The organism is Glutamicibacter sp. ZJUTW (assembly GCF_008370855.1).
Classification (GTDB): domain Bacteria; phylum Actinomycetota; class Actinomycetes; order Actinomycetales; family Micrococcaceae; genus Glutamicibacter; species Glutamicibacter nicotianae.
In genome coordinates, this window is the sequence record NZ_CP043624.1 from 1,870,158 (window position 1) to 1,886,458 (window position 16,301).

Below are 16,301 nucleotides of genomic sequence, written 5' to 3' on the forward strand. Positions count from 1 at the left end.
GCTTTAAGCGTCTCCTCGCGTGAGATTGATGAAAAATTGATGGATAGCTGTGCTGCCGGTGACTTCCGGGTGAAAGCTGGTTGCCAACAATTTTCCCTGGCGTACTGCAACAATTCTACCCTGTCCGTCATTCGGCCCGGCTTGAACGGTGCTGATCACCTCGACGTCCGGGCCGATTTGCACGGCTTCCGGGGCGCGGATGAACACCGCTTCGAGAGTGTGCCCGTTGAAGTCCAGCTGGTGCTCGAACGAGTCGACCTGGCGCCCGAAGGCATTGCGCTTCACCGTCATGTCGATGCCGCCGAAGCTTTGCTGGACCGCGCCATCCCGCGCGATTGCAGGATTCTCAATGCGATCGGCCAGCATGATCATTCCAGCGCAGGAGCCGTAGACCGGCATCCCTTCGGCGATGCGATCCTTGATGGGATCGGCCAACCCGTAGTTGCGGGAGAGCCGGTCAATTACGGAAGACTCGCCGCCGGGTAGCACCAGCGCGTCGACCTGCGCCAAATCCTCGACTGTACGCACCATTTGCGCACGTTGCCCAAGCCGTTCAAAAGAGGCCAGATGTTCGCGGAAATCCCCTTGCAGCGCGAGGACGCCTATTTTCGGCATGGTTGTAACCTTCATGGTGTTCGGTGGATGGCAGCACGGAAATGCGCCGAAACAACGTTAAACCCATGGATGCCGTGCGCCGGTTTTGTTTCCCGGTGTGTCGTGGATTCTTCGATGCAACCACCCGGCAGCCCGTGAAGCTTGGTAGGTTCGGGAACATGATTGCTGATATTTCTTCCTTCGAACTTGCCGGTGGCGTGAGCATGCCTTCCGTTGGCTTGGGCACGTGGCCCCTGCGCGGCCAGGAGGCGGTTGCCGCAGTCCGCTCGGCCCTTGACGTCGGCTATCGCCGCGTGGACACGGCGGAGAACTATGAGAACGAGGACGCCGTCGGCCAGGCCTTGGCGCAGAGCAGGCTTGACCGCGATGAATTCTTCGTGACGACGAAGTTCAACAAGAAGTGGCATTCGGCCCTAGGCGTGCGCCAGGCCTTGGAGAACTCCCTGTCCCGCCTTGGACTCGACTATGTGGACCTGTTCTTGATCCACTGGCCAAACCCGCGGCAGAACACCTACGTCGAGGCGTTCACAGAGCTGGCAAAGCTCGTAGACGAAGGGAAGATCCGAGCTGCCGGCGTCTCCAATTTCAAGCCCTACCAGTTGCAGAAGATCCTGGAAGCAGGCCACGTGCCGGCGCTGAACCAGATCCAGGTGGACCCGGAGCGTCAAAGCGCCGAATGGCAAACTTTCAATACGGAGCATGGCGTGCGGACCGAAGCCTATTCCCCATTGGGACGGCAGAAGTCCGACTTCCTTTCACATCCAACTCTGGCACAAATTTCCGAGGCGCATGGGAAGAGCAGCGCGCAGGTGACGCTCCGCTGGCATGTCCAGTCCGGGCGTGCGGCCGCACCGAAATCGGCCGATCCCCAGCGGCAGCGCGAGAACTTGGATATTTTCGATTTCCACCTCACACAGGCAGAAATAGCCGCCATCGATGCCATGGATACCGGAGCCGGCCCCTTCACCGATTCGGATGAATTCGGGCATTAAGCCCTTACTTCCATGGTTTGACGCATCAGGAGGAACCCAGCATGCTCAGGGGCTATAAGCGGCCAGACATTAAATTCGCCGAGTACCTCGACGAGCTCGGTACCCCAATCCCCTATGGCGAGCGTTGGGATGGGGAGCCGGATCATGAAAGCTATTCGGTGACCGAACATCCGGAACGTTTTGCCCCCGTGCAGCATGTAGCCCGGGCGTTGCTGGGCTGGATGCAGGAGCAATTCCAGGTGCGCTGCTTCGAAGATCCCGGTCTGGCCACCGAACTGCGGATTCCACCGGACACAGTGATGTGCTCTATTCGGATCCTCCCGGTGGATTCGCGCTGCGCTCCATTGGGAATAGTTCTCACCAAATTTCCCGGGGTGCATCTGGAGCTCGGTGCGCTGTACCAAGCAGCGTTCCCGTACTGTGGCTGCGACGCCTGCGATGAGCACGTTCCCGACATGATTGAGGAACTGGAAGCCCAGGTGGGGGCAGCAGTGTCCGGAGCATTCGGCGAGTACCTGGATCTAGACGCTGGCCGCCTCGTTCATCGTTTCGAAGTTGATGAGATGGGGTTCAGTGAGCAATCCGGCAGTCTCGATGACTTATCGCCGGCTCGGTTGGCCAGGGCGCGTGCCATTCTGCCCGAAAGCGGCTCCTGGGAGCCCTGGCCACTGCGATAGTTCAGTCCAACGCCCACTCGTGAAGCCCATCTTCGAATGCGCCATAGGCATTCACCGTGGCTTTGCTGCGCTTCAACGAGGCTTTAGCATCAGCGTCCGGAACGCATCCGTCGGCATCGAAGACTTGGCACCACGCCACCGGCGAGGTCGAAAGCTGGTGCGGGACCCAGCGCAGGTCGCTGACGTCCCATTCGCCCGGCTCGTCCTCGGTGAATGTTGCTTTCACGCTTATGCCTTCGCGGTTGAGAATAGTTGGCGTTGCATGTTTGGCCACGGAGTTGCCCAAGCCGTAGACGATCCAGGTTCCGTCGTGCTTTTCAATGGGCAATACCGAGTGGGTGTGGTGCATGTAGATGAAATCGAAGACACCGGACTCAGCTAGAGCTCGACCTAGCCTCCTCTGGGACACTGTCGGTTCGCTGGTGTATTCAGCTCCGTCGTGCACGGCAGCCACCACGATGTCAGCCCCCGCCTTGCGCGTTGCCTTGCCCCTTGCGATCAGTTGCTGGGCATCCACTCCGGTATCGACTTGCCAGTCAGCTTCTTCCGGCAGGCCGTTGAGCGAATAGGTGCTGGTAACCACGCCGAGCTTCACGCCATCGACATCCAGGATCGACGGTTTCCCGGATTCTTTTTCGCTGCGATAGGAACCGGTCGCGAAAAGACCGTTCGCTTCCAAGGCATCCAGTGTCCGCTCGACGCCGGCAGTTCCGGAATCCACCGTGTGATTGGTGGCGGTGGTGCATCCGTCGTAGCCGATAGCCTCGAGATCGCTCAGAATTTGATCCGGAACGGTGAACCGCGGATACCTCGAGTACGGAGGGGCGCCAATCGGAGTCTCCAGATTGCAAAGGGCCACATCCGCGTCCTGGACGAACGGTGCAAGACCCGCAAGCAGTGGGCTGAAATCGAAGTCCTCACCATTACCGGATTTAGCGCCAGCCGCTTGCTTCGCTTCGCCCAGCAGCTGAGGATGCAGCAATACGTCGCCGGTAACCATTAGTGATAGTTCTTGGGGCACCAAAGCCTCAGCAGGACTCTCATCAATGGGTGGACTCGACAACGGTTGCGCCGAGGCTGAAGTGGACGATTGAACCGAAGGCTGCGGGGTTGCTGATTCTCGAATGTCGTTCGGAGCAGCAGAGCAACCGCCAATCAGCAATGCGGCCATCAGCGTTGAACCAAGTGGAAGTAATGCAGGCAGAGCACGTTGGGGCATGCATCGAGCCTAGCTCAGCTGGGTATGCAGGGTGTAAATGCAAGCTGAATCACTTTTTCCATGAAAACCTAGGCCTATGCAAAACCCTCTTCTGACTCCCAGCACCAGGCCCTACCAATGGCCAGCATTCGACCAGCTCACTGCTGAGCACTACCTGGAGGCGACCCGGATCGGCGCAGCCGAGCAGCGCGAAGAGCTGCAGCGCATTATCGACGATACGCAGGAACCCACATTCGAGAACACATTCCTCGCTTTGGAAGCCAGCGGGCAGACCCTGCGCCGTGCGTTGATGACGTACTTCTCCGTGATTTCTGCCCATGGGACGGAAGATCTGCGGGCGATTCAATCAGAGATTTCATCGATCTGGTCCGAGCAGGAAGACGAGATCTACCTGAACCAAACCTTGTATTCGCGTTTACAAGCCTTGGATTGTGCAAGCCTCCAGGGTGAAGACGCCCGCTTAGCGGACCAAACTTTGAAGAATTTCCAATTGGCCGGGGCAGGCTTGGGCGATGCCGAAAAGGATCGCCTGAAGGCACTGAACGCGAAGCTGGCCGAACTTTCAACGCAGTTCGCTGACCTCGTGCTGAAGAATCAGAACGCCCATGCGGTGCACTTCGAGGATGCAGCGGAACTCGACGGCCTGTCCGGTCCAGCCATCGAGTCGGCAGCGGAGGCGGCGAAGCAAGCAGGCCACGCGTCGGGCTACCTGCTGGCGTTGGTTTCTCCGACCCAGCAGCCGGTTCTGGAGTCGCTGTCCTCAAGCGAGTCCCGCCGCAAGGTGTTCAACGCATCAATGAGCCGTGGCACCGAGGAAAACGCGACAATTCACATTGCCGCCGAAATGGCGCAGCTTCGTGCCGAACGCGCCGCGCTGCTCGGATTCGCCAATCATGCCGAAACCGTGCTCGCCCAAGCCACCGCCCCTTCCACCGCTGCGGTGGAAGAGCGCCTGGCCGAACTGACGAAAGCTGCCACCGCAAACGCCCGGAGGGAAGCTGAGGTGCTCGGTGAGATTTCCGGTGCTGAAATCAACGCGTGGGATTGGAAATACTTCTCCAATCAGGTCCTGCGTGATCAGTACTCGGTGGATTCCGAAGCGCTGCGCAACTACTTCGAGTTGGGCCGGGTGCTCATCGATGGGGTCTTCGCGACGGCTACCAAGCTGTTCGGCATCACCTTCCAAGAACGGTTCGACCTGCCTGCCTACCACCCGGACGTTCGGGTCTTCGAAGTCTTCGACGCCGATGGCAAGCCTTTGGCGCTCTACACCGGAGACTATCTGGCCCGTGACACGAAGAAGGGCGGCGCGTGGATGACCAGCCTGCGCGATGCCGCTTCATTCCTGGAAGAACGACCGATCGTCACCAACACCTTGAACATCACCCCGCCTGCGCCTGGTGATCCAATCCTGCTGTCCATGGATGAGGCGAATACGCTCTTCCATGAGTTCGGCCACGCGCTGCACGGCATGTTCTCCAGTGGAAAATACGCTTCTCTTGCCGGCACCTCGGTCCCGCGCGACTTCGTGGAGTTCCCTTCCCAGGTCAACGAGATGTGGATGCTCCACGAGGATGTCGTCACCGATTATGCAGTCCACCACCAGAGCGGCGAAGCGTTGAGCGAGGCGCTGATCGAGAAGATCCGCGCAGCTTCGCTATGGGGCCAGGGTTTTGCAACCACCGAGTACCTGGCTGCCAGCGTGCTCGACTGGGCCTGGCATACCATCAGCGCCGGGACCGTTATCGCCGATCCGCTGCAGTTCGAACAAGACGTGCTTCAGCAAGCCGGCTTCGATACCGAGCTGATTCCGCCTCGTTACCGCACCGGTTATTTCCAGCACATTTTCGCCAATGGATACTCCGCTGGCTACTACTCCTACATCTGGAGTGAGGTGCTCGATGCCGACACTGTGCAGTGGTTCGAGGAAAATGGCGGCTTGATGCGCGAAAATGGTAATCGGTTCCGCGAGGAACTGCTGTCGCGCGGCAATACGCGCGATCCCCTTGAGTCCTACGAGTTATTCCGCGGCCGCACCGCAGTGGTTGAACCGTTGCTGCGCCGTCGAGGATTGGTGAACGCAGAATAATGACCACTATTGCCTCCGCACAGGAAGCGCTAAGCCACTGGCATCAGGCACTGGCAGTAGCCACCGGCGGCAAGATCTTTACCACACACGGATGCTCATGGGCCTGGCAGCCGGTACGCAAGCGCCTGATCCTGTTGTTCCCCGAGCAGCCGGAGCAGGCGGGCCTGCGCCCGGCGCTGGCCGAAGGCCACCGGCTAGGCGCCCGGCGCGTGGAAGCATGGGTCAACTCAGGCGCCCACTCGGATGAGCTGAAGGCAGCAGGATTCTCCGATAATGCACAAGTCTCATGGCATGCTGGCCCGTTGGCCATTCCCATGGATCGCTGGAACGGAAAGATCCGTTTGGGCAATAATGTGCCTGAGGCCTCCGGCGCTGATGCGGCCGAGCTGAACGTGACGAATCTGTGGCGCGAGACCAGTACCCAGCTATCCAGCGGGCATCCGGCCTTGCGTCGTGTTGAGCATGCCTTGGCTCGCACCGACGAGGGAGAGATCGTCGGCCGGGGCTTTGCCCAGCAGGGCCTGAACGGACAGCTCATGGTGCATGCCCTGGCTGTAGGCAAGGAACATCGCCGCCATGGCATTGGCACCGCCTTGCTGCACGGCCTGTCGCGTTCCATGATCAATCCGCTGTCGCCTCCAGACGACGAGGTGCCGCAGGAGCTGCTCGCGGCGGCCACGCCGTCCAGCGCCGACTTCTTCAGCGCCAATGGGCTCAAGCTTCTTGGTCGCGGACGCCACATGGTGTTGCGCTCGTGGAACCAGTAGCGAACAGCTAAAACGGCGGGAACTTGACTGGCCACCGAATTTTCCGGTGGCCAGTCGAGTCTTTTAAAACTTGTTCACTTAGTTGGAAGGACCCGGTAGACGAGGCGGGCAAATGGCCCGGCTTTCCGTGCTTCATCCAGTTCCAACCGGTCACTGCCAATACTGCGTGGCAGCAATGCGGCTCCTGCAGACAATGCTGCTGGCGCAACAGTCAATGCCAGGGTATCGAGTGCGTCGATGTCCAGGAACTGTCCCAGCAGCTCTCCTCCGCCGAGCACCCAGATGTTCTTCTCCCCCGCGGCCTCGCGGATTTCAGGCAAGAATTCTCTGACCGCACCATTGACCAGGCGGACGTCAGCGCCCTCGGGAAGTGGCAGGTCCCGCGAGGTGAAAACATACGTGGTGATCCCCCGATAATATTCCTGCCACTTCTGCGGGTTCTCGATGAACTGCTCGTTCTTGATCAGCCATAGGTAGGTATTCGCGCCTTCCACATGCACGCCGACATTCTTGGGCAGCAGGTCCGGGTCGGGGTCTTGGGCCCCCGGAACATCGAAGAGCCATTGCAGGCTATGGTTTTCATCTGCCAGAATGCCGTTGAGGGTGACAGCTGCGTCGAAAATGATCTCGCCCATGCTCTCCAGTCTGCCATGTCTCAAGCACTATTAAGTACGACTCCACTGGGATCAATTCGCGCTTGCACCACGCAAGTTCCGTGACGGACGATAATGCTCGAACGCCAAGCCATCGTCAACGAAGGTGTAGCGTGCCTGCTCAGCGATGGCCCCACTCAAGACCCGCACATGGGCCTTGACGTACACAAAACGATCTGCGCCGCCGAGTGCCGCACTCCGGGTTGATATCTGCCGGCAGCGCCTGATCGGCATCTCCGAGCTTTAGCCCAATACACGTGGTTGGTAGACACCAGTGCGACCAGCAGCAAGGTCTGATCGAATTCTCAATCGGCATTTTCTGCTTGGCTCGACCCGAGAACTCGTCTCCGATCGCGGGAATTCGACCTACGGTCGCCAACCGCCCATCTTCTAGGCTTCCGAATACATTCCGAATAGCATTGAAATATATCCATCGCAGCTGAGCCTCCAACCCGGACTAGGCGCTCCTCGGATCTGAGCAAGCACTCGGCCGAGGTCTTCGCCGAGGCGGAAGAACATCCAGTCACGGTAACCCGTCATGACGGGGAGACACCGGTGCTGATGTCACAGCGGGAGGCCGATGGACGCGCCCGACTACTGCACTTTGCTGCGCAATTGATCATCGTGCCCCTCGACGACCGGGGTACACTGGCCGAGCGCATGAACCAGAACTTGCCATGGTGCTTGCCCTGTCGCCTGCTGATCGCGAGTCCTGTGCGCAGGAGCTTGTCGATGCTGCTCGGGCCTCATTCTCCACCAACCAGCTTCAATTGCCGATCTCGGAGCTGACCTCATGGAAAGAGACTGCTACGGCAGCCGCCGCGGGACTCGGCAGCGCCGATCTTGAGTGGCTCGATGACGTTGAGATCACCGTGGAGCGCCCCTGATCGTGGCTGCTGCCAAGAAGGGGAATCTGGTCCCCGGCCTCCGAAGAAGGTCGGATACGGGATCCGCTTCGCTACCACCGATGCCCAGAAAGGATGGCGGGACCTGGTTGAGGCGATCCGAAATCCAATGTCGGACGCCTGGGACTTCCTCACACGCAAACCCTAAGCCACCACTCCGACGAATTATCGGCTGAAAGGTGAACTCGGGACGGTCAAACGCGGTGGGTCGATCCATGAGAGGTGGCAGCATAAGGCTGGTGCGACGGGTACCGCTCGGATCTGGTTCTACGTGAGTGGCCATAGGGTGTACTTGGAACAGGTGCACACCATTCATCGAAACGATACGAACTAACTTCGAGCGCTGGCATACGCCGCGTCCGTTCCAGCAGTCAGCAATTGCCGGACTCGACTAGAACCTGGAAATAGTTCTATCCAGACGCCGCTCCTGCACGGGTAAATGGTTGGGCCTCTGACCAGCAACCGGTAGCAAAGGCCCACGCCACCGAGAAGTTCGGTAGCGTGGGCGTTTAGCACTTATGGAGTCAGGGCTTACCAGCCGCGCTCAGCCAAGCGGTGTGGCACCGGCACGTCGGCGACGTTGATGCCGACCATTGCCTCGCCCAGGCCGCGGGAGATCTTGGCCAGCTCGTCCGGGTTATCGAAGAAGGTGGTGGCCTTCACGATGGCCTCGGCACGCTGCACCGGATTGCCGGACTTGAAGATACCCGAGCCGACGAAGACGCCGTCGGCACCCAGCTGCATCATCATCGCGGCGTCGGCCGGGGTGGCGATGCCGCCAGCGGTGAACAGCACGACCGGAAGCTTGCCGTTGGCGGCAACTTCCTTGACCAGTTCGTATGGAGCCTGCAATTCCTTGGCTGCAACATACAGCTCGTCCTCTGGCAGGGCGGACAGCTTGGCGATCTCTGCACGGATCTTGCGCATGTGGCCGGTGGCGTTGGAGACGTCGCCGGTGCCGGCCTCGCCCTTGGAGCGGATCATTGCAGCGCCCTCGTTGATGCGGCGCAGGGCCTCACCGAGGTTGGTGGCACCGCAGACGAACGGCACCGTGAACGGCTGCTTGTCGATGTGGTTCTCGTAGTCAGCTGGCGAGAGGACCTCGGACTCGTCGATGTAGTCGACGCCCAGGGACTGCAGGATCTGCGCCTCGACGAAGTGGCCGATGCGGGCCTTGGCCATGACCGGGATGGAGACCTCGGCAATGATGCCGTCGATCATGTCCGGGTCGCTCATGCGCGAGACGCCACCCTGGGCACGGATGTCGGCGGGAACGCGCTCCAGCGCCATGACTGCCACGGCACCGGCGTCTTCTGCGATACGTGCCTGCTCCGGGGTGACTACGTCCATGATGACACCGCCCTTGAGCATTTCGGCCATGCCGCGCTTGACGCGGTCCGAACCGACGACGGAGTTCTGGTTGTTCGTAGACATGGAGGAATGGTTCCTTTCGACACTGCGGTGACTCGTTTTGCCCCAGAATTTCAGGGTTTTAAGCGAGGTGGTACGCCAGTAATCGTAGGATCGCTTTGCTTTATTACCTCACGTGTTGCGTCACAATCCAGCACCGGGAGACTTGTCTACCGATCAGAGGTTAGTGCGTAACATAGTCTTTCGGCACAAATGTACTAGTCAAACCTATCTTAGGCACGTAGTTGAGGGTTTGCTTCCAGTACCTCAGCCACAGCCCCTTTTGCCGCCCTCCACCCGCGTCATATTCCCCGGCATCCTATCGCACCGCTTCATCGGACATGCATTGCACTAGGCTCATGCCTCTTTGAATCGTTGCAGCCGCTTCCCGCAGTTATCAGGCATCGCCCAAGAGCCGCGTGGTCCAGGCGCGGGTATAAGACGGATCCGGGTCGTCGACACGTTGTTGGATGCCTGCGAGGCATTCCGCGAACTCATCAAACCCAGGGTTCCCCGCTTCCATGACCTGAAGCCGCGCGCGATCATCTGCCGGACAGCGCCCAAGAGCCCTAGATGGTATTGGGACTCGCTCGGCGCCTCGACCGCGAGGCGTTGCGCCAAGTTTCCGCAACTATCTATGAGACACTGCTTTGATTCAGGCCAGCATCGCGATTCTCGCGTTAAAATCGCGTTAAAAACCAGTGGCCCAGCAGGACATATTGATGTCCTGCCGGGCCCGTGAGCCGGCTAATGCCTAGTTCAGCGTTTCGCTGTCCCATGCCTCGGCAATGGCGCTGCGAACCTCGGAGAGGGTCTGCGGGATCGCCTTGGTCTGCGCGATGATCGGGAAGAAGTTCCCGTCGCCGTTCCACCGGGGCACGATGTGCTGGTGCAGGTGGGCGGCGATGCCGGCTCCCCCGGCTTCGCCCTGGTTCATGCCCAGGTTGAAGCCGGCAGGATTGGACACCTTGCGCAGCACGCGCATGGACTGCTGCGCCAGCGCCGCCATTTCCGCCGTCTCCTCAACCGTGATGTCGGTGTAGTTCGGCACGTGGCGGTACGGGCAGACCAGCAGGTGGCCGGGGTTGTACGGGAACAGGTTCAGGATCACGTAGCAGGTTTTGCCGCGGTGGACGATCAGCGCCTCCTCGTCGGTACGGCCGGGACCTGCGCAGAATGGGCAGCTGGCCTCATCCTTGACCTGTTCCTGCCCGCCCTTGATATAGGCCATCCGGTAGGGAGTCCACAGGCGCTGGAACGAATCCGGCACTCCGGCGAGTTCGAAGTCGTCGGTGACGGACTGGTCTGCGTGTTCCTGCATGCTCAATGGACTCCCTGGCCGAACTAGTTGTTGTTGTCGCGGTTCTTGATGGCTTCAACGATGCGGGCTACCGCGTCATCGACAGGCACCTGATTGTCCTGGCTGCCGTCGCGGAAGCGGAAGGACACGGCGTTCGCATCAGCATCTTCACCGCCGGCGATGAGCACGAATGGAATCTTGTCCTTGGACGCGTTGCGGATCTTCTTCGGGAAGCGGTCCGACGAGTCATCCAGTTCCACGCGGACGCCCTGGGCCTTGAGCTTGGCGACAACCTCTTCGAGGTAGCCGTTGAAGGCCTCGGCCACGGGGATCGCGCGCACCTGCACCGGCGAGAGCCATGCCGGGAAGGCGCCGGCGTAGTGCTCGGTGAGCACGCCAAGGAAACGCTCGATGGAGCCGAACTTCGCGGCGTGGATCATCACCGGTTCCTGGCGGGTTCCGTCGGCAGCCTGGTACTCCAGGCCGAAGCGTGCCGGCTGGTTGAAGTCGTACTGCACGGTGCCCATCTGCCAGGTGCGGCCGATGGCGTCCTTGGCCTGGACCGAGATCTTCGGCCCGTAGAACGCTGCGCCACCCGGGTCGGCAACCAGTTCCACGCCGGATTCGGTGGCCACACGCTCAAGCACCGCGGTGGCTTCCGCCCACTGCTCGTCGGTGCCGATGAACTTGTCCGACTCCGGATCGCGGGTGGACAGCTCCAGGTAGAAGTCGTCCATGCCGAAGTCCTTGAGCAGCGAGAGCATGAAGTTCAGCAGGTGCTCGACCTCGGCTGGGGCCTGCTCCTTGGTGACGTAGGAGTGCGAGTCATCTTGTGCGAAACCGCGCACACGGGTCAGGCCGTGAACCACGCCGGACTTCTCGTAGCGGTAGACGTGGCCGAATTCGAACAGGCGCAGCGGCAGTTCGCGGTAGCTGCGTCCGCGGCCGCGGAAGATCAGGTTGTGCATCGGGCAGTTCATTGCCTTCAGGCGGTATTCCTGGCCCTGCTTGGTGATGCTGCCGTCCTCGTCGCGCTCCTCGTCGATGTGCAGTGCCGGGAACATGGTGTCCGCGTAGTACGGCAGGTGGCCCGAGGTGTGGAACAGCCCGTCCTTGGAGATGTGCGGGGTGCCCACGTACTGGAAGCCCTCTTCGACGTGGCGGTCGCGCACATAGTCTTCCATCTCGCGCTTGATGATGCCGCCCTTGGGGTGGAACACCGGCAGGCCCGAGCCCAGCTCGTCCGGGAAGGAGAACAAGTCCAGCTCGGCGCCGAGCTTGCGGTGGTCGCGGCGCTCGGCCTCGGCCAGTCGCTCCTGGTAGGCCTTCAGGTCTTCCTTGGTAGGCCAGGCGGTGCCGTAGATGCGCTGCAGCTGCTTGTTCTTCTCGCTGCCCAGCCAGTACGCGGCGGCCGAGCGGGTCAGTGCGAACGCGTTCTTGATCAGCTTCGTGTTCGGCAGGTGCGGGCCGCGACACAGGTCCTTCCAGACGGTGTCGCCGGACTTGCGGTCGACGTTGTCGTAGATGGTGGTCTCGCCGGCGGCGACCTCGACGGTCACGCCTTCGCCGGAGGTGTCTGCGGAGTCGGCCTTGGCCAGCAGCTCGCACTTGTAGGGCTCGTTAGCCATTTCGGCCTTGGCTTCCGCCGGGGATACTTCGCGGCGGACGAAGAGCTGGTTCTGGTTGATGATCTTCTGCATCATCTTTTCCAGCTGCTTGAGGTCTTCCGGGGTGAACGGTTCTTCGACATCGAAGTCGAAGTAGAAACCATCGGTGATGTACGGGCCGATGCCCAGCTTGGAATCCGGGCGCAGCTGCTGCACAGCCTGGGCCATCACGTGGGCGGTCGAGTGGCGCAGCACCTCCAATCCTTCTGGATCGTTGATGGTTACGCGGGTGACAGTGGTTCCGGCTTCCAGTTCGCGGGCCAGGTCGCGCAGTACGCCATCGACGTGCATGACAACCACGTCCTTGTCATTGGCGAAATGCTGCAGACCGGTCGTTCCCGCGTCCACCTGTACCTGCTCGCCGTCAATGGTGAGAGTCAGCTGCTCGCTCATGAGATCGGGTTCTACCTTTCAATCTGTGATGGCTTCATAGCTTGTGGCATACCTTGGCCACAGCCAGCCAGAATCCAGTTTAGTTCAGCATTGCGTCGCGCAACCGGTTCACTTCGGGTTTTGTGCCGATTGTTCGCCCGAGTGTGACCCGTTCAACAGCTCGTCGGCCGACAGCAGCCCGGAGTAGTGCCACAGCTTGCGCTGAGAGGCTGGTTGCGAACTTGCGATCTTCCCGCTCTGCTGGTCCTTGCGGAAGGCGGGGATCACCGCATCCAAACGGCGTTGCAGCTCCTGGCGTTCATCTTCGGTGAGCATCAGGTTGCTGGTGCTCAGCTGCGCCAGGTCCGGCCTGGAATCGCTGGCTCCGTACCAGCGCTGGGCGTGGGCCAAGGCGGCTTCCAAGCGCCGCTGCTCGTCGTGCATGACCTGCCCGAGGTAGGCGTTCATGGCGGTGGCAGAACCATCCCCGGTGCGGTCCGCGGGCTGGCCCGTGGTGTAGCCGGTAGCCGCCGGACGCCAGACGCGGTCGCGCTTGTCGCGCGCCAGCTCGGGAGCCTCCTCGATCATCTCGGCCTTGGCCAGCTCGCGCAGGTGGAAGCTGACCTTGTTCGGGGCCAGACCCAGCAGTTCGCCGATATCGGAGGCACGCCCGGCGCCCATCGCCGCCAATGCATCGAAGATCTGCCTACGCAACGGGTTGGCCATGGCCTTGAGCATTGGCGCGGTGAACGTGACATTCGACTGTGCTTGGGTCATGGGATCAGCATAGCAATTGCCCAAATTAAGTTGCGCAAATTCTATTGCGCAAGTTTATTTGCGGGTCTATGGTTGATGCATGACCACGGACCAGACTCCCCTGATTCAGCCGCAGGCGACCGCTGCCGGCGCACAACTGCTGCCGGCATTGCATTACCAGCGCAGCTACCGCATCTGGTGGGTCGCCGACACCACGGCCTTGCTGGCTGGCGGCATCTACTCCTTCGTGCTGCCGCTGATCCTGCTGGGACTGGCCGGTTCGACGGTGCAGGCCGGCACGCTGGCCGCCCTGGGACTGGCCGCGCGGGCCAGCTTGACGCTGCTTGGCGGCTCCGTGGCTGACCGTTCCGACAGGGCACGCATGATGCTCACCGGAGGGATTTGCGGCGCGACACTCACCTTGGCACTGGCAGTGGCCAGCATGAGCGGCTCGCTGAGCGTAGCAGTGCTCTGCTTGGCCCACGTGCTCATGGAACTGCGTTCAGGCTATTTCGGTGCCGTCACGAATGCCGCACTCAAGGACGTGGTCCATCCCAAGCAGTTGGGACGAGCCATGGCGGCAAATCAGGGACGCGATTCGGTGCTCATGCTGGGCGCGGCTCCGCTGGGCGGGCTCCTGCTCGGATTCGGAGCAGGGTTTGCCCTGTTGGCTGTCAGTTTCGTGCAGCTGCTCGCCGCCGCTTCGGGGTTCGCGCTGCGCGGACCATTGCGCGCAGCCGAAGCCATGTCAAAGCCCATGGAGCACTCCCCGGCCGGCAGCCGTCCGGTCTCGCCCGGCATCGCGGCGGGCATGCGATGGTGCTTCGCCAGGCCGCAGCTGCGCAGCCTGCTCATCCTGATCACCGTCATCAATATCGGAACCAACGGACTGAACACGACGTTGATCTATGGGTTGCAGCAACGCGGCGAAACCCCACGGGTAATCGGCCTGGTTTCCACATTCATGGGCCTGGGCATGTTCGCCGGTTCGCTGTTCGCCGGACGCTTGATCGAGAAATTCCGGACGGGCGTGCTGGCCTGCAGCTGCTTGAGCGTTCTGGGCGGAGCGATGCTGCTAATGGGCTTCAACACAAATCTGCTCTGGCTGGGTGCCATGCTGCTGGTGGCCTACCTGAGCGTTCCTGCGTTGAACGCGTCGGTCGGAGGCTACTTCATGGCAGTAGTCCCGCGGGAAATGGCAGGACGAGCCAATTCCCTGATCTTGTTCATGGCCCTGTCGGCTCTGCCGCTGGCGCCGTTCCTCACCGGGCTCGGCCTGCAATGGCTGGGCATGGGACCGACATTGCTGTTCTTCGGCTCACTGGTGATCGTTGCAGCTATCGCCGCCTGGTGCTCACGGCACGTGCGCGGCATCCCGCACCCGGATCAGTGGTCCAGCGAACCGGCGAGCACAAATTCTCAGATCGAAGTGGAGGCGAAGGAATCTGCAGGTTTGGTTTCTGCAGAAGACGAGCCGACGCAGGTTCAAGGAGAACCGAGCATGAAAAACTATCCAGCATCAAACTCATCCGTTTCGTCCCGGCGGCTTGGCTTGCGCCGCACTCCCAGCAGCGTACAGCGCAACCATCACCTGCCGAGCCGCGTCGACCTGGAACTCCGCGCCCAGCGTGAGCGCGACCTGTCGTCGCCTCGCAACGAACAGTGGATCCATCTGTAGTCAGTGTCGGCTTGCGGCCCTGGCGGTTCGGAAATCGCCAGCGTGCAGAGCCTTACGGCTTGAGAATCGTCGTCCGACTGCTCCCAGGCCTATCAATCGAGATCAGGGCACCCTAGGCTGGTTACATGAACAAGTCGGCCCCGCCGACCATCAGCGCGATCACCCTCGGCGTGCGTGATGTCGGTGCTTCAACCAGGTTCTATACCGAGGGACTGGGTTTCGAGCTGGTGCAGCCAGCCCACCCGGAGATTGCCTTTGTCCGTGCCGGGCATTCCTTGATGCTGGCCTTGTGGGACGTTACGCAGATGCCAAGCGAGTATGGCGACATCGGACACGGCGAGAAGGCTCCCCCTGTGTCGCTGGGGCACAACGTGCACACCGATGAGGAAGTCGAGCGGTTCTACCGGCGAGCGCTTGATGCTGGAGCAACGTCGGTCACCGAACCGACGGTTCAGCCTTGGGGCGGCAAGAGTGCCTGCGTGGCCGACCCGGACGGGTTCCGCTGGGATTTCGTGCACAATCCGTCCTTCGTGATCGACGCGGACGGGCACGTGTCTTCGGTGTGAGGTTTTTCAGCCTTCGGTGATGTTCGTCGATGCTTTCGACTCGGGCCAGGGGTCAGCGCTCAGCGAGGGCCACTGGGATAACCACCTTTTGATCTTGGCTTCGTAGACTTCCCGCGGGGCAAGCACTGGGTTCGGAACGATCTTCCGGGCGAATAGATCTGCAAATCCATGCGGGGCGTAGGTGGCTATTTGCCCATGCGCATCACGGGTGACCGCAAAGCAGCAGGTCTTCGCCGCAAAATGATCGATGGCATCCGTGGAGCTGGTGAAGGGAATGGCTGGCACCCCGAAGTGCTCTTCGTACCACATGTGGACGCGTGCTTCATTGCGGACTTCGATTTCTGCGTCGATGCCTTTGAAGAGTTTTTTGGCCCGGCGTATGACTGCGTCTTCTGCCTCATAGGACGTGTCCTCATCGAAGTAGAAGAGGTCGTAGTCGCGAATTCCGTTTTGCGGCTCCTTGCCCTCAAGCACGTTCCATACCGTTTGGAATAGTGCGCCTGCAGTGAGCCACCAGTCCGAAACACCTAGCTGCGGGGCGAGGTGGAGGATTTGCTGGTTGACGGGGTTTGCCTGAACGCACTTGAGAAAGAATTGTTCATCCTGTGCATTCACGTTCCTTTGCCCCTCGCGTC

The 16,301-nt window shown here is 60.8% G+C and carries 14 protein-coding genes and 1 pseudogene; 7 read left to right on the forward strand and 8 right to left on the reverse strand.

Annotated features, from left to right (window positions below):
• Nucleotides 1-3: 3 nt before the first annotated feature.
• A complete protein-coding gene (gene pdxT / locus F0M17_RS08800) occupies nucleotides 4-615 on the reverse strand; it encodes a pyridoxal 5'-phosphate synthase glutaminase subunit PdxT (RefSeq protein WP_149596946.1) in 612 nt (203 codons plus the stop codon).
• A 158-nt stretch (nucleotides 616-773) separates the two neighbouring features.
• Here pdxT and F0M17_RS08805 point away from each other — a divergent pair, with 158 nt between their 5' ends.
• Together F0M17_RS08805 and F0M17_RS08810 are read left to right on the forward strand one after the other, a co-directional pair.
• The gene (locus tag F0M17_RS08805) at nucleotides 774-1,607 is read left to right on the forward strand and encodes an aldo/keto reductase (RefSeq protein ID WP_149596947.1); all 834 of its coding nucleotides are present in this window, start codon (nucleotides 774-776) and stop codon (nucleotides 1,605-1,607) included.
• Nucleotides 1,608-1,648: 41 nt separating this feature from the next.
• Nucleotides 1,649-2,284 carry a DUF6226 family protein gene (locus tag F0M17_RS08810; protein ID WP_149596948.1) on the forward strand — a complete coding sequence of 212 codons (636 nt, stop codon included), beginning with the start codon at nucleotides 1,649-1,651 and terminating at the stop codon, nucleotides 2,282-2,284.
• A 1-nt stretch (nucleotide 2,285) separates the two neighbouring features.
• Here the strand turns inward: F0M17_RS08810 and F0M17_RS08815 are convergent, their stop codons facing one another.
• Nucleotides 2,286-3,455, reverse strand: coding sequence for a CapA family protein (locus F0M17_RS08815; RefSeq protein ID WP_246857041.1), 1,170 nt, complete (start codon nucleotides 3,453-3,455; stop codon nucleotides 2,286-2,288).
• Between the two features lie 124 nt (nucleotides 3,456-3,579).
• On the opposite strand from F0M17_RS08815, the gene F0M17_RS08820 reads away from it, so the two are divergent.
• Entirely contained in the window at nucleotides 3,580-5,592 is a 2,013-nt protein-coding gene (locus tag F0M17_RS08820; protein WP_149596950.1) for a M3 family metallopeptidase, read from the forward strand.
• A complete protein-coding gene (locus F0M17_RS08825) occupies nucleotides 5,592-6,359 on the forward strand; it encodes a GNAT family N-acetyltransferase (protein ID WP_073706187.1) in 768 nt (255 codons plus the stop codon). The genes F0M17_RS08820 and F0M17_RS08825 overlap by 1 nt, the downstream gene beginning before the upstream one ends.
• A 74-nt stretch (nucleotides 6,360-6,433) precedes the next feature.
• Here F0M17_RS08825 and F0M17_RS08830 read toward each other — a convergent pair whose 3' ends face one another.
• A complete protein-coding gene (locus F0M17_RS08830) occupies nucleotides 6,434-6,994 on the reverse strand; it encodes a dihydrofolate reductase family protein (protein ID WP_149596951.1) in 561 nt (186 codons plus the stop codon).
• 444 nt (nucleotides 6,995-7,438) lie between these two features.
• Between F0M17_RS08830 and F0M17_RS08835 the strand changes: the two are divergent.
• Nucleotides 7,439-7,899 (forward strand): annotated as a pseudogene (locus F0M17_RS08835) (prevent-host-death protein).
• A 549-nt stretch (nucleotides 7,900-8,448) separates the two neighbouring features.
• On the opposite strand, the gene pdxS reads toward F0M17_RS08835, so the two are convergent.
• From pdxS to F0M17_RS08860, 4 genes are all read right to left on the reverse strand, one after another.
• Nucleotides 8,449-9,351 (reverse strand): pyridoxal 5'-phosphate synthase lyase subunit PdxS, encoded by a 903-nt coding sequence (gene pdxS / locus F0M17_RS08845; protein WP_073706185.1) that lies wholly within the window; start codon nucleotides 9,349-9,351, stop codon nucleotides 8,449-8,451.
• Between the two features lie 730 nt (nucleotides 9,352-10,081).
• Nucleotides 10,082-10,648: an HIT domain-containing protein gene (locus tag F0M17_RS08850; RefSeq protein WP_149596952.1), complete on the reverse strand. Its 567-nt coding sequence runs from the start codon at nucleotides 10,646-10,648 to the stop codon at nucleotides 10,082-10,084.
• Nucleotides 10,649-10,671: 23 nt separating this feature from the next.
• A complete protein-coding gene (gene thrS / locus F0M17_RS08855) occupies nucleotides 10,672-12,687 on the reverse strand; it encodes a threonine--tRNA ligase (RefSeq protein WP_149596953.1) in 2,016 nt (671 codons plus the stop codon).
• A 108-nt stretch (nucleotides 12,688-12,795) separates the two neighbouring features.
• Nucleotides 12,796-13,443: a helix-turn-helix domain-containing protein gene (locus F0M17_RS08860; protein WP_149596954.1), complete on the reverse strand. Its 648-nt coding sequence runs from the start codon at nucleotides 13,441-13,443 to the stop codon at nucleotides 12,796-12,798.
• A 79-nt stretch (nucleotides 13,444-13,522) separates the two neighbouring features.
• Here F0M17_RS08860 and F0M17_RS08865 point away from each other — a divergent pair, with 79 nt between their 5' ends.
• Both F0M17_RS08865 and F0M17_RS08870 read left to right on the forward strand, forming a co-directional pair.
• A complete protein-coding gene (locus F0M17_RS08865) occupies nucleotides 13,523-15,100 on the forward strand; it encodes an MFS transporter (protein WP_149596955.1) in 1,578 nt (525 codons plus the stop codon).
• A gap of 125 nt (nucleotides 15,101-15,225) precedes the next feature.
• A complete protein-coding gene (locus tag F0M17_RS08870) occupies nucleotides 15,226-15,666 on the forward strand; it encodes a VOC family protein (protein ID WP_073706180.1) in 441 nt (146 codons plus the stop codon).
• Nucleotides 15,667-15,672: 6 nt separating this feature from the next.
• On the opposite strand, the gene F0M17_RS08875 is transcribed toward F0M17_RS08870, so the two are convergent.
• Nucleotides 15,673-16,281, reverse strand: a complete 609-nt coding sequence (locus F0M17_RS08875; protein ID WP_038991214.1) for a nucleotidyltransferase family protein — start codon at nucleotides 16,279-16,281, stop codon at nucleotides 15,673-15,675.
• Nucleotides 16,282-16,301 lie beyond the last annotated feature (20 nt).

Excerpts from the sequence above, each read along its gene's own strand:
- pdxT (WP_149596946.1), bottom strand. The coding sequence starts at position 615 with ATGCCGAAAATAGGCGTCCTCGCGCTGCAAGGGGATTTCCGCGAACAT.
- F0M17_RS08805 (WP_149596947.1), top strand. The coding sequence starts at position 774 with ATGATTGCTGATATTTCTTCCTTCGAACTTGCCGGTGGCGTGAGCATG.
- F0M17_RS08810 (WP_149596948.1), top strand. The coding sequence starts at position 1,649 with ATGCTCAGGGGCTATAAGCGGCCAGACATTAAATTCGCCGAGTACCTC.
- F0M17_RS08815 (WP_246857041.1), bottom strand. The coding sequence starts at position 3,455 with ATGGCCGCATTGCTGATTGGCGGTTGCTCTGCTGCTCCGAACGACATT.
- F0M17_RS08820 (WP_149596950.1), top strand. The coding sequence starts at position 3,580 with ATGCAAAACCCTCTTCTGACTCCCAGCACCAGGCCCTACCAATGGCCA.
- F0M17_RS08825 (WP_073706187.1), top strand. The coding sequence starts at position 5,592 with ATGACCACTATTGCCTCCGCACAGGAAGCGCTAAGCCACTGGCATCAG.
- F0M17_RS08830 (WP_149596951.1), bottom strand. The coding sequence starts at position 6,994 with ATGGGCGAGATCATTTTCGACGCAGCTGTCACCCTCAACGGCATTCTG.
- pdxS (WP_073706185.1), bottom strand. The coding sequence starts at position 9,351 with ATGTCTACGAACAACCAGAACTCCGTCGTCGGTTCGGACCGCGTCAAG.
- F0M17_RS08850 (WP_149596952.1), bottom strand. The coding sequence starts at position 10,648 with ATGCAGGAACACGCAGACCAGTCCGTCACCGACGACTTCGAACTCGCC.
- thrS (WP_149596953.1), bottom strand. The coding sequence starts at position 12,687 with ATGAGCGAGCAGCTGACTCTCACCATTGACGGCGAGCAGGTACAGGTG.
- F0M17_RS08860 (WP_149596954.1), bottom strand. The coding sequence starts at position 13,443 with ATGACCCAAGCACAGTCGAATGTCACGTTCACCGCGCCAATGCTCAAG.
- F0M17_RS08865 (WP_149596955.1), top strand. The coding sequence starts at position 13,523 with ATGACCACGGACCAGACTCCCCTGATTCAGCCGCAGGCGACCGCTGCC.
- F0M17_RS08870 (WP_073706180.1), top strand. The coding sequence starts at position 15,226 with ATGAACAAGTCGGCCCCGCCGACCATCAGCGCGATCACCCTCGGCGTG.